General features: G+C 60.0%; 10 protein-coding genes. 5 read left to right on the forward strand and 5 right to left on the reverse strand.

Annotation, left to right across the window (positions count from 1 at the left end; genetic code table 11):
* Positions 1–147: 147 nt before the first annotated feature.
* A complete protein-coding gene (locus tag QF039_RS03735) occupies positions 148–1590 on the forward strand; it encodes an NCS1 family nucleobase:cation symporter-1 (protein WP_008438164.1) in 1443 nt (480 codons plus the stop codon).
* On the opposite strand, the gene QF039_RS03740 is transcribed toward QF039_RS03735, so the two are convergent.
* Complete coding sequence (locus tag QF039_RS03740) at positions 1502–2710, reverse strand: MFS transporter (protein ID WP_003210726.1); 1209 nt, start codon at positions 2708–2710, stop codon at positions 1502–1504. The genes QF039_RS03735 and QF039_RS03740 overlap by 89 nt on opposite strands.
* Before the next feature lie 104 nt (positions 2711–2814).
* Between QF039_RS03740 and QF039_RS03745 the strand changes: the two genes are divergently transcribed.
* The 3 genes from QF039_RS03745 to QF039_RS03755 all read left to right on the forward strand — a co-directional run bounded on the left by QF039_RS03745 (position 2815) and on the right by QF039_RS03755 (position 6509).
* Positions 2815–3708, forward strand: a complete 894-nt coding sequence (locus tag QF039_RS03745) for a LysR family transcriptional regulator (RefSeq protein ID WP_003210727.1) — start codon at positions 2815–2817, stop codon at positions 3706–3708.
* Positions 3709–3845: 137 nt separating this feature from the next.
* Positions 3846–3968 carry a PA1414 family protein gene (locus QF039_RS03750; protein WP_003210728.1) on the forward strand — a complete coding sequence of 41 codons (123 nt, stop codon included), beginning with the start codon at positions 3846–3848 and terminating at the stop codon, positions 3966–3968.
* Between the two features lie 441 nt (positions 3969–4409).
* Positions 4410–6509 (forward strand): FAD-dependent oxidoreductase, encoded by a 2100-nt coding sequence (locus QF039_RS03755; RefSeq protein ID WP_307517012.1) that lies wholly within the window; start codon positions 4410–4412, stop codon positions 6507–6509.
* A 61-nt stretch (positions 6510–6570) separates the two neighbouring features.
* Here the strand turns inward: QF039_RS03755 and QF039_RS03760 are convergent, their stop codons facing one another.
* The 4 genes from QF039_RS03760 to speB all read right to left on the reverse strand — a co-directional run bounded on the left by QF039_RS03760 (position 6571) and on the right by speB (position 10967).
* Positions 6571–7953, reverse strand: coding sequence for a sodium:solute symporter (locus QF039_RS03760; RefSeq protein ID WP_003210730.1), 1383 nt, complete (start codon positions 7951–7953; stop codon positions 6571–6573).
* A 111-nt stretch (positions 7954–8064) separates the two neighbouring features.
* The gene (locus QF039_RS03765) at positions 8065–9570 is read right to left on the reverse strand and encodes a cytosine permease (RefSeq protein WP_307517013.1); all 1506 of its coding nucleotides are present in this window, start codon (positions 9568–9570) and stop codon (positions 8065–8067) included.
* 21 nt (positions 9571–9591) lie between these two features.
* Entirely contained in the window at positions 9592–10017 is a 426-nt protein-coding gene (locus QF039_RS03770) for a nuclear transport factor 2 family protein (protein ID WP_003210732.1), read from the reverse strand.
* Positions 10017–10967 carry an agmatinase gene (speB, locus tag QF039_RS03775; RefSeq protein ID WP_003210733.1) on the reverse strand — a complete coding sequence of 317 codons (951 nt, stop codon included), beginning with the start codon at positions 10965–10967 and terminating at the stop codon, positions 10017–10019. Before speB ends, QF039_RS03770 begins: the two co-directional genes overlap by 1 nt.
* A gap of 240 nt (positions 10968–11207) precedes the next feature.
* Between speB and QF039_RS03780 the strand changes: the two genes are divergently transcribed.
* Complete coding sequence (locus QF039_RS03780; RefSeq protein ID WP_003210734.1) at positions 11208–12101, forward strand: LysR family transcriptional regulator; 894 nt, start codon at positions 11208–11210, stop codon at positions 12099–12101.
* Positions 12102–12103 lie beyond the last annotated feature (2 nt).

The raw sequence follows: 12103 nt of genomic DNA on the forward strand, positions 1-12103 counted from the left end.
GCCTGAAGAGCCAAGCTCCACGGGGGATTGTGCCGAGTTTTATTGCATTGGCACGCATTCTGCTCAACAACTCGTATACAAACCATGTCGCCTCCCGTACGCACTCCCGTCGCGGGTGGCAGGCCGGTATTTACGAGGAGCCCTGCGATGACCGAACAATTGCCCAAAGGCTACAGCCCGCGCCTGTACAACCAGGACCTGGGACCGCTGCCGCAAAAATGGAACTGGTACAACATCTTCGCCTTCTGGATGAGCGACGTGCACAGCGTCGGCGGCTACGTATTCGCCGCCAGCCTGTTCGCCCTGGGGCTGGCCAGTTGGCAGGTATTGATCGCCTTGCTCGCCGGGATTTGTATTGTGCAATTGATCGCCAACCTGGTGGCCAAGCCGAGCCAGCAGGCGGCAGTGCCGTACCCGGTAATCTGCCGGTTGGCCTTTGGGGTATTCGGGGCGAATATCCCGGCGGTGATTCGTGGGTTGATCGCAGTGGCCTGGTACGGGATCCAGACATACCTGGCGTCCAGTGCATTGATCATCGTGGTGCTGCGCTTTTTCCCACAGATGGCGGTATACGCAGAGCCGCACTTTGCCGGCCTGTCGTACCTGGGCTGGTTCGGTTTCCTCAGCCTGTGGACGCTCCAGGCGCTGGTGTTCTGGGCGGGCATGGAGTCCATCCGTCGTTTCATCGACTGGGCGGGGCCTGTGGTCTATGCGGTGATGTTTGCCCTGGCAGGCTGGATCGTCTGGAAGGCTGGCTGGGCCAATATCAGCTTCACCCTGGCGGAAAAATCCCTATCAGGCTGGCAGGCGTTTGGCCAAATCATCGTGGCAACCGCGTTGGTGGTGTCGTACTTTTCCGGGCCGACCTTGAACTTCGGTGATTTCAGCCGCTACTGCCGCACGATGAAAGACGTGCGTCGCGGAAATTTCTGGGGCTTGCCGGTAAATTTCCTGGCGTTCTCCCTGGTCACCGTGGTGATCGTCTCGGGCACCTTGCCGGTGTTCGGCGAAATGCTCCACGACCCGATTGCCACCGTTTCGCGCATCGACAATGACATGGCTGTGTTGCTGGGGGCGTTCGCCTTTGTCACTGCGACTATCGGCATCAACATCGTCGCCAACTTCGTCTCGCCGGCCTTTGACTTCGCCAACGTGGCACCGAGCAAAATCAGCTGGCGTGCCGGTGGAATGATTGCGGCGGTGGCCTCGATCTTCATCACCCCATGGAACCTGTTCAACAACCCGCTGATGATCCACTACACCCTCGATATCCTCGCCGCGTTTATCGGGCCGTTGTTCGGGATTCTGCTGGTGGATTTCTACCTGATCAAAAAACAGAAGATCGACGTGGATGCGTTGTTCGATGACAGCCCGAGCGGGCGCTACTACTTTGACGGCGGCGTGAACTGGACGGCGGTCAAGGCACTGGTGCCCGCGACGCTGGTAGGCGTCGCGATCACCTTCACCCCGGCGCTGCAGGGCATGGCCAATTTCGCCTGGTTTACCGGCTGCTTCCTGGGTGGGCTGTTTTTCCTGGTGTTGGCGCGGCGTGAACAGGTTCGCGCGCCTGTGTCGATGGTTGCCGGCTGACCAGTACCGATCCGGCCACCAACAAACCGGCGCCTGCTACCACCAGCGCCGGTTGCAGGCCGCCGCTGAGGTGGCTGCTCACCGACGCCAGCAACGGACCGCTCAATTGGCCGATCGCAAAGCTGGCGGTCAGCAACCCGGTGCTGCGCTGGTAGCCGTGGGGGGCGACCTCACGCAAGCGCGCCATCACCAGTTGCATGCACGCCAGGAATGGCCCACCGCACAGCAACACCCCCAGCGCCAGCCCCCAACCGTTGCCCAGCAGGCAGGCAAACACCCCGGCCGCTTGCAGCCAAAGGGTTGTCATCAGCCAGCGACGGGTAGTGTCCGGGTCCTTGCGGCGCAAACTTGCCGCCACCACGCCAATCGCGGCAGCCAGGCCAAAGCAGGGCCAGAACAGGTCTGCTTGCCATGCGCCCTTGAATTGCGCGCTGGCCATCTGTGACAGGAATGTCGCCGGGATGATGTAGCCAAGGCCATACAACACGTAGATCCAGCACAGATGTGTGATGCTGCCGTTGCTGGCCACGTCGGTGTGGCTGGCAGCGGGCGAGTCGGCAGCAGAAGGCTTGGGCAGGAACGGCAGGATTGCCAGCAGCATGACCAGGGCGACTACCCCATACACCAGCCACAAGGTTGCAGAGTCTTGCCCCAACAGGTTGGAGCCCAGCGCCAGCAACCCGGTCAACAGAATTCCCAGCCCCGGCCCCGCAAATACCAGCGCACCCAGGCGTGGGCGCCCGGCCGCAATGGCCAGCGGCTGGCTCAGGCTGGTAATCATCACCAGCGCCCAGGCACTGGCTACACCGGTACCAAAGCGCAACAACAGATGCGGCCAGAACCCGTGGGCCCAGTACGACGCCAGGGTCAGCAACACACACAGCCACAGCCCACCGTACAAACGCCCGCGTACATGATGATGGCTGCGGGCAAAGATCGAATCCACCGCACCGACGAAATAACCCAGGTAGTTGGCCGCCGCAATCAGGCCGGCGCCGGTCAGGTCGATCTGCCCTTCACTGAGCAAATGCGGCATTTGCGGGGTGAGCGCGAATCGACCTATGCCCATGGCCATCATCAGGGCGATAAAGCTGGCGAGTAAGCGGATCAGCGGTGACATGGTGGTTTTTCCTGGGAGCAGCGAGTGACCATCAGGCTAAAGCGGATTGACTTTCTTTAAAAATGAATAATAGTGAGTAACTTGTTCAGTTTTGGAGAATGGTGATGGAGTTCAGTCAATTGCGGATTTTCCAGGCCGTGGCCGAGGAAGGCTCCATCACCCGTGCCGCTGAGCGCTTGCACCGGGTGCCGTCCAACCTGTCGACCCGGCTTAAACAGATGGAAGAACAGCTGGGCGTCGAACTGTTCGTGCGCGAGCGCCAGCGCTTGCAGCTTTCTCCTGCAGGCAAAGTGCTGCTGGACTACAGTGCGCGCCTGCTGGCCCTGCATGACGAAGCCCATGGCGCGGTGCAAGGCGGGCAACCGGCTGGAGACTTTGTGCTCGGCAGCATGTACAGCACGGCGGCGATTCATTTGCCCAAGCTGCTGGCGCGTTACCACAAGGCGTATCCGATGGTGAACCTGCAGGTGCAGTCAGCTCCCAGCGGTGAACTGCTGGAAGGCTTGATCACCGGGCGCCTGGACGCCGCATTGGTGGATGGGCCGTTGACCCTGGCCACCCTCGACGGCGTGCCGCTGTGCGAAGAGCGCCTGCTGCTGATCTGCGAGGCGGATCATCCGCCGGTGCGTGGGCCGCAGGATGTTGCCGGCCGTTCGGTGTTCACTTTCCGACGCAGTTGTTCTTATCGGGCGCGCCTGGAAGCCTGGTTTTCCCACGATCGCGTGGCCATGGGCCGGGCCATCGAGATCGAGTCCTACCAGGGCATGCTGGCTTGTGTAATCGCCGGTTCCGGCGTGGCGTTGATGTCGGAATCGATGCTCGACAGCCTGCCGGGCAAGGACAGCGTGTCCATTCATCCGCTGGCCGAGCCTTTTGCCAGCGCCACCACCTGGTTGATGTGGCGCAAGGGCATGCTCGGCGCTAACCTCAATGCGTGGATTGACCTGCAGCAGGAGGGCAAGGTGCTACCGGAAACCGAAACCCGAGCGATTGCTTGAACGATCCGTCAGGATTTTGATCAATTCAGTAATAGTTCGTTGTGGTTTCGTTCAAGCAATACGTAAGACTTAAGACTACTATCTGTAGGAGGCGGCCACAGAATTCCAGCCGCTCGGCACTACCCCAAGGGGGCACCATGAAAGAGAAACTGCAAAACTGGCTGCACGACCTCGGCGTCGCACTCGGCTTGATCGAGCCACCGCTGCAACCGGTGCCAATCCGCACCGATGACGAGCAGCGTCGCCCGCGTCGCAGGTAAGTCCTGGAAAGCGCTCAAGCATGTTTGTTTGGGCGCGGCCAGGTGGTTTGCCTATGTATTGGAGTCATGATTGATCATGACCCGTTGCTGTGTACTTCAATTCTTCGTCTGGCTTTGGCCGGACGTTTTCATTTCCGGGGTTTGGTGATTTTCTCAAGACACCTGCTTTCGGAATAATCCTTCAAATATTTAATTTAACAATGCCACGGTAATACCGATTGGTAGTCCGGACGTGTGCGCGTCAGTCGAGTTTTGCCATTAAGTATCGGAATTGGACTACCTGTTTGTCAGAGTCGACGGGCTTATTTGATTATTAGGATAGGCGTAGGTTGAGTTTCATCACGAAAAGATTTGTATCGTTTGCAGTTCTTACAAGCCCCCAACTTCATTGAGTTGCGCTCTCCGGAGTATGAGCCAGTCAGAACTGTTGGAGACAAAACCATGATGTTCTCTTCCGTTCCGCCAGTCGCCGCGTCACTTATTGCCACCACCGAAAACATCTTGCATATCGCCCCTGCATCGCGTGGCTGGAAAGCTGATGCACCCGGCAACGTGGTGTTTTTCCCGCCGACGTTAACCAAGCAGGCTCTGCTTATACAGATTGCACTGCTGCGCCCATCAACGCTCGTTGTCGCAGACCAGGTTATTGATGCCGACGTCATCAACCAATGGCGTATATCCCACCCATTTGGCGAACTCTATTTGGTCCGCAGAGGTACAAGTCTGGATAAGATCCGATTGGATCTGTGCGAGTCCAACAATGTTCGAGTGATTAACACGCCAGGGGTCAATACGCCGCATGTTGCTGCCTATGTTGCGCACTGGCTGACGCTGGCCGATGGCTCCTTGCCCCGTGACATCTGTGTACTGGGATACGGCAATGTAGGGAAAGAGCTTGTTAAGTTGTTGCTTGCTCGAGATCCGGATGTTCGGATTAAGGTGTTGGATCGACGCGATCGAGTGCCGGACAGTTTCGGGAACGCCTCTTCCGATTGCAGGGTTTCATTGGTTGACGACTGGCTTGAGGCGCTCGAGGGGGCCAATGCAGTCGCCCTATGCTTATCCCTGAATGATGAATCCATTTATCGCATTGATCGGACCCTCATTGAGTGCCTGCACCGGAAGGCTCGCCTTGTCTGTGTCGCCAAGCCGGATGTCTTTAGCGACGATGCGTTGCAGGCCCTGGCAATCTCCGAAGACATCCAGCTCATATTGGACTACGGCCCCAGGACACTGGATGCGTTTCGGGTGCGCACACAAGCGCTCGGCTGCAGTGTCTCCACATGGTACAAGCCGGCGACGCTGACCACACAGGCGGCCACCACCGAAGCCTGCCATTGCGACCTCGACTATGCGGTCTCGGTGCAACTGAGCTTGATGGCCTTGCGCGGCCTTGTCCGGCGCAAACTCGCACACTCTTTGGCGATCCCCTCTCGGCAAGCCGATGCCGGTGCGCCGCGTGTGTCGATCATCGGCAGAGGTATCAACGGGCTGCTCCAAGCCGTGATGTTCCGCCTGGCAAATTATCAGGTCACGGTTTACGGAGGAAATCAGCAGCGCGATGGTGCCAGTCACAAGCAGGTGAACATGCGTCATCTGTCAGCAACGGAGACGACTGCAAAACCGCTGCCTAACGATTACCTGACTCCCGCAAATCAGTACCTGGCCATTGAGTGCAATCGCGCAGGCATCGAGCTGTTTGAAAAATTCCTGGCCGACAACCCATCGCTGGCACGATTTGCACGGTCGCGAATTGTACGAGCCTATGTGGACGACTCCAGTGGCACGGAGGCCGCGATCCGCGAGCAACGGGATATCGAAAACAGGCCTTGGCCGAGTGGCAAGCCGGGGCGTGAGCTTGCAGAGATCAGTCAGCTGCAATTCCAGGCAATGTATGGAGTTCCCGAGGTCGGGCGGGCGATTGAGGTGTCGGGCTACGATCTGGAATTTATCCATTTAATGGATGAGATGGTGACGCTTTTGCAGCGCTCAGGGGTTGAGTTCCTGCCACGGCACCTGAGTCCGGTCCAAATTGCCGATCTGAGTAGAGAGCACTATGTCGTCACGGCCATGGGGGTGGACGAACCAGAGGTCATCCCGATCATTGGCTGGTTTTTCAAGCTGCGCGCCGTTGATGATGAAGGTGTCGACATGCGCGGACTCAAGCTGGAGTACGACCTGCCAATCGGCGTCATGAATTGCCGCCTGGACGGGAACTGCATCCTTGTCTCCGCCGGGCAGGTGCCGCCCGATTCGACGCCGCAGTACAAGGAACAGATACGGGCGGCGTGCCTGGCTGCCGTTTCTCGACACTTTCCAAAGTCCTGCAGCCGCGCAATCGAACGTGGCGACTTGCAACAAATCGAATGTGTCAGGCCCGGCACCGCAGATGGACTTTCAATCGTGCATTGGTCCGCCTACAACCGCATTGTCGCGGGGGCAACTTATGCCGGGGGCACCACGCAGGGATTGGTATGGGCGTCTTTGGTCCAGGAAGTCATCCAGGCCAGAGCGCCGGCGGTTTCGGCAATGTGGGAATAAAAAAAACGGGTGCGACATCCGACGTCGCACCCGCTGAAGAAAGCTTCTTTCAACTGTTTTTTCAGATCGCCCGAGCCGCAACAGCCTCCGGACGACGGGACAGCAAACTCACCAGCACAAAACTCACCAGGCCCACGCCCAGGCTGTAGTAGATCGGTGTATTGGCGTCCAAACCATCCTTGATCATGAACACCAACGCGGTCACAAAACCCAGGGTCATGGAGGTGATCGCCCCGGAAGTCGTCGCACGCTTCCAGAAAATCGCCCCGATCAGCGGGATCAACATGCCGCCCACCAACAGGTTGTACGCCAGGGTCAGTGCGCTGATCACATCACTCACCACCAGCGCGATACCCAACACAGCGATACCGGTCAGCAAGGTAAACAGACGGTTGATCTTCAAGCTTGACTGCTTGCCACCACGCAGGCGCGGCAGCAGGTCTTCGGTCAATACGGTGGAAGCGGCGAGCAAGCCGGCGCTGGCGGTGGACATCATCGCGGCCAGTGCAGCGGCGATCACCAGGCCGCGGATACCGTCGGGCAGCGAGACTTTGACGATGGCGGCGAACGCATTGTTGACGTTGTCCAGGTCCGGGATCAGTACGTGGGCGGCCATGCCGATCAGCGCACAGGCCAGGCCGTAGAGGATGCAGTAGAAACCGGCGAAGGTGCCTGCGTACTGGGCGACCTTTTCGTCACGGGCGGTGAACACCCGTTGCCAGATGTCCTGGCCGATCAGGATGCCGAAGAAGTAGATCATGAAGTAGGTGATGATGGTGTCCCAGCCGATTTCAGTGAAGCTGAAATTCGACGCGGGCAGCTTGGCCACCAATTCATCCCAACCGCCGACGCGGTACAGGCAGATTGGCAGCAGGATAAACATCAGGCCGACCGTCTTGATCACGAACTGCACGATGTCGGTCAGGGTCAGCGACCACATGCCGCCAATGGTCGAGTACACCACCACCACGCCACCGCCTACCAATACCGACATCCAGAACGGCAGGTCGAACAACACTTGCAGCACGGTGCCGATGGCCAGGATCGAGGTCACGCCGATCATCAGCGCGTAGGCCAGCATGATCACCGCACTGGCCTGGCGGGCCATGGGGTTGTAGCGTTTCTCCAGGACCTGGGTCACGGTGAAGATTTTCAGTTTCAGCAGCGGCTTGGCCAGGAACAGGTTCAGCGCAATGATCCCCGCGCCCAGCGCGGCGCACAGCCAGAAACCGGAAATACCATGTACATAGCCCAGGCGCACGGTGCCGACGGTGGACGCACCGCCCAGCACCGTGGCGGCCATGGTGCCCATGTACAGCGTCGGGCCGAGGTTGCGGCCGGCCACCAGGTAGTCTTCATGGGTCTTGGCGCGGCGCATGCCGTAGTAGCCGAGCACCAGCATGCCGGCGGCGTAGATGAGGACGACGAATAGATCTAAGGCCATGACGGCGAGTCTCCGATTATCTTTTTTATGTGGGGCTAAAGGGGGCTGTGTGGCGAGGGAGCTTGCTCCCGCTGGGCTGCGCGGCAGCCCCAATCCATTCCATGCAATTCATCAGGCGGCCTCGCGACTGCTGCGCAGTCGAACGGGAGCAGGCTCCCTCGCCACAGTCGGCCCGTAGACGGCAGCCGGTTCAGGGAACACGCGAAGCAGTGTCAGGTACACCAGCGAGGCCAGGCCCAGGGTCACCGGCAAGCTGATGTCGATGCCGTCGGCGAGGTTGCCCAGCGGCCCGACAAACTGCCCCGGCAGGTTGACGAAGCACAGGCCCACCAGCGCACTCGGGATCCAGGCCCCCAGGCCGCGCCAGTTCCAGCCATGGCTGAACCAGTAGCGCCCGCCGGTTTCGCCGCGAGTGAACACTTGCAGGTCATCCGGGCAGTAGTAACCCCGGCGCACGATCAGGCCGATGATCATCATCACCATCCACGGCGTGGTGCAGGTGATGATCAGCACGGCGAAGGTCGACACGCTCTGCACCAGGTTGGCGGCGAAACGTCCGATAAAGATGAAGGCAATCGACATCACCCCAATCAGCAGCGTTGCCTTGACCCGCGACAGCAGGCGCGGGAACACGCTGGACATGTCCAGGCCGGTGCCATACAGCGAGGTGGTGCCGGTGGACATGCCGCCGATCACCGCGATCAGGCACACCGGCAGGAAGAACCAGCTCGGTGCCACCGCCAGCAGGCCGCCGACATAGTTGTTGGCCGCGATATAGTCCGGTGCCTTGATTGCCACGATGGTCGCGGTGGCCAGGCCGAACAGGAACGGGATCAACGTGGCGATCTGCGCAAACACCACCGCCAGCATGATCCGCATCTTCGAGGTTTCCCGCGGGATGTAGCGCGACCAGTCGCCGAGGAACGCGCCGAAGGAAATCGGGTTGCTCATGGCCACCAGTGCTGCACCGATAAACGCCGCCCAGAAGCCGGTCTGGCCGAGGGCAACGGTGCCGGCGAAGTGGCTGTCGAAGGCCGGCGCGAAGGCGAAGATCCCCAGCAGGAACAGCAGGCTCGCCGCCCACACTGCGATGCGGTTGACCCACAGCATGAAGCGAAAGCCGTAGATGCACACCGTCAGTACCAGAATGGCGAACACGCCGTAGGCCAGGCCCAGGGTCAGGTCGGTTTCCGGCAAGCCCACCAGACGTTTCGCACCGCCCACCAGCGCATCGCCTGAACTCCATACCGACAGTGAGAAGAACGCGATAGCGGTCAGCAGCGACAGGAACGAGCCGACAATCCGCCCGTGCACACCAAAATGCGCACCGGAAGACACGGCGTTGTTGGTGCCATTGATCGGACCGAACAGACCCATGGGGGCGAGGATCACCGCACCCACCAGCACGCCCAGCACAATCGCCCAGACGCCGGCCTGGAACGACAAGCCAAACAGCACCGGAAAGCTCCCCAGCACCGCGGTGGCGAAGGTGTTGGCACCGCCGAAAATCAGGCGAAACAAATCCTTCGGCCCGGCGGTACGTTCGTGGTCCGGGATCTGTTCGACGCCGTTGGTTTCTATGTTGCGAATACTGTTTTCGTTGTTTTTATTATTCATGATCTGCTCCGATCACATTGGCTAATGGGGCGGCAGCCCTTCCGGCATAGCGGACAAATGTTCGTGACAGGCCAGCCACAGGCCTTCTTTTTGTTGTGTGCGATCCCCTTGCCGCTTGAAGACAATGGTCTCGCGTTCCTGGCTAAAGAATTGCTCCCCGTTCATGCGCAGCTCGGTGGCCACGTCATGCACAAATACCGCGACGTCACCGTGCAGGCTGACGAAAGCGTTGCTTGAGGTGCAGGACAGCACCTCAAACCCCTCGTCCCGGCGCCAGCTGTCCCACAACACCTGGTAGGCATCACGACTCAGCAGCGGCTGGGGGAGGGTGTAGAACACGAAGCTGGCGTCGGCACTGAACGCACCGAAGTAGGCGTCGCGATCATTGCGGGCGAAGGCCGACACCAGGTCGGCCGCGGCTTTTAATACCTCGGCCTGGGCGCTCATCAGCGGTGCGCCACGCCCGGCAATACGCAGAGCATTTCGTACAGCAGGTTGGCGCCCAGCAGCGAGGTGTTGCCGGTGGTGTCGTACGGCGGCGAAACTTCTACCAGGTCGCAACCAATCAGATCCAGGCCTTGGCAGCCGCGGATGATTTCAATCGCCTGGATCGTGGTCAAGCCACCGATTTCCGGGGTGCCGGTGCCGGGCGCCCAGGCTGGGTCGATGCCGTCGATATCGAAGCTCAGGTACACCGGGCCACCGCCGACTTTCTCGCGCACTTCAGCCATCAGGGGCGCCAGCGAGTGATGCCAGCATTCTTCGGCCTGGACCACACGGAAGCCCTGTTTGCGGCTCCAGTTGAAGTCTTCGGCGGTGTAGCCCTGGGCGCGCAGGCCGATTTGCACCACGCGGTCGCAATCCAGCAAGCCTTCTTCCACCGCGCGGCGGAAGGTGGTGCCGTGGGCGATTTTCTCGCCGAACATGTGGTCGTTGACGTCAGCGTGGGCATCGATGTGCACCAGCCCGACCTTGCCGTGTTTCTTGTGGATCGCCCGCAGGATCGGCAGGGTGATGGTGTGGTCGCCACCCAGGGTCATCGGGATCACATTGTGTTCGAGGATCTCGTCGTAGGCTTCTTCGATGATGCGTACGGCGTCCAGCAGGTTGAAGGTGTTGATCGCCACGTCGCCGATGTCGGCAACCGACAGCGAGTCAAACGGCGCGGCGCCGGTGGCCATGTTGTAAGGGCGGATCATCACCGATTCGGCGCGAATTTCCCGCGGCCCGAAACGGGTGCCGGCACGCAGGGAGGTGCCGATGTCCAGGGGCACGCCGACGAAGGCGGCATCCAGGCCCTTGGCCGATTGCAGATGGGGAAGACGCATCATGGTGGCGATGCCGGCGAAGCGCGGCATTTCGTTGCCGCCCAGTGGTTGGTGGAAAATCTTGTCCACGGGATTGCCTCATCGTTTTGTTTATTAGAAGCCGATTCTGCGAAATGCATGGGAAGGGAAGAATCGGCAGGGGCAAATACTTAGTTCAGATTTTTCTAAACTAATGCCTGAGGTAAACTCGGCTGCAACTGTAGGAGCTGGCTTGCCAGCGATGCAGGCGCCTCGGTGTAGCAGGCGCACCGAGTGGATTGCATCGCTGGCAAGCCAGCTCCTACAGGTTTTGTGTTACTTGGAGATCTTATGGCCAACGCCTTGCCCGACCTGAAACTCCTGCGCATCTTCGTCAGCGTCGTGCGGCACCAGGGTTTCGCCAATGCCCAGCACGAACTCAACCTGTCGACCTCGGCCATCAGCACTTACATGAGCCAGCTGGAAGCCGCGTTGGGCCTGGTGCTGTGCCATCGCGGGCGGGGCGGGTTCAGCCTCACCAGCAAGGGCGAGTTGTTCCATCAGGAAACCCTGCGCCTGCTGGGCGAGCTGGAAGGCTTCGAGCAATACGCCGCCGCGCTCAAAGGCGAACTGCGCGGCACCCTGAAACTCGGCGTACTCGACTCCACCGTCAGCGACAAGGCCTTGCCGTTTGCCGAAGTGATCGGCGCCTACAGTCAGGAACACCCGGCGGTGCATTTGCACCTGTCGGTGATGAGTCCTTACGAGTTGCAACTCGGCGTCCAGGACAATCGCCTGGACCTGGCCATCGGTGCGTTTTCCAACCGGATGAGCGGGCTGATCTATATGCCGCTGTACCGCGAACAGCACTGGCTGTATTGCAGCACCCGTCACCCATTGTTCAACGAGCGGCGCATTCCCGAACAAGTCATCACCCAGCAACGCATGGTCGGTCGTGGTTACTGGAGCCAGGCCGAACTGGCGCGTCACGGCTTCAAGCACAGCGCCGCCACGGTGGAAAGTATGGAGGCGCAATTGATCCTGGTGCTGTCCGGCGCCTACATCGGCTACCTCCCGGAACACTACGCCCAGGCCTGGGCCGACAAAGGGGATTTGCGGGTACTGCTGCCGGCGACCTTTGGTTACCAGGCGCCGTTCTCGATGATCATGCGCCGGGGCCGCAGCCGCGAACCCCTGATCCAGACCTTCCGCGATTTACTCAAAGCCCAGCTCAACCAGGCCTGAAA

The sequence above is a fragment of the Pseudomonas sp. W2I6 genome (genome assembly GCF_030815935.1).
Lineage (GTDB): Bacteria > Pseudomonadota > Gammaproteobacteria > Pseudomonadales > Pseudomonadaceae > Aquipseudomonas.

Excerpts from the sequence above, each read along its gene's own strand:
- QF039_RS03735 (WP_008438164.1), top strand. The coding sequence starts at position 148 with ATGACCGAACAATTGCCCAAAGGCTACAGCCCGCGCCTGTACAACCAG.
- QF039_RS03750 (WP_003210728.1), top strand. The coding sequence starts at position 3,846 with ATGAAAGAGAAACTGCAAAACTGGCTGCACGACCTCGGCGTCGCACTC.
- QF039_RS03770 (WP_003210732.1), bottom strand. The coding sequence starts at position 10,017 with ATGAGCGCCCAGGCCGAGGTATTAAAAGCCGCGGCCGACCTGGTGTCG.
- QF039_RS03760 (WP_003210730.1), bottom strand. The coding sequence starts at position 7,953 with ATGGCCTTAGATCTATTCGTCGTCCTCATCTACGCCGCCGGCATGCTG.
- QF039_RS03740 (WP_003210726.1), bottom strand. The coding sequence starts at position 2,710 with ATGTCACCGCTGATCCGCTTACTCGCCAGCTTTATCGCCCTGATGATG.
- QF039_RS03765 (WP_307517013.1), bottom strand. The coding sequence starts at position 9,570 with ATGAATAATAAAAACAACGAAAACAGTATTCGCAACATAGAAACCAAC.
- QF039_RS03755 (WP_307517012.1), top strand. The coding sequence starts at position 4,410 with ATGATGTTCTCTTCCGTTCCGCCAGTCGCCGCGTCACTTATTGCCACC.
- QF039_RS03780 (WP_003210734.1), top strand. The coding sequence starts at position 11,208 with ATGGCCAACGCCTTGCCCGACCTGAAACTCCTGCGCATCTTCGTCAGC.
- QF039_RS03745 (WP_003210727.1), top strand. The coding sequence starts at position 2,815 with ATGGAGTTCAGTCAATTGCGGATTTTCCAGGCCGTGGCCGAGGAAGGC.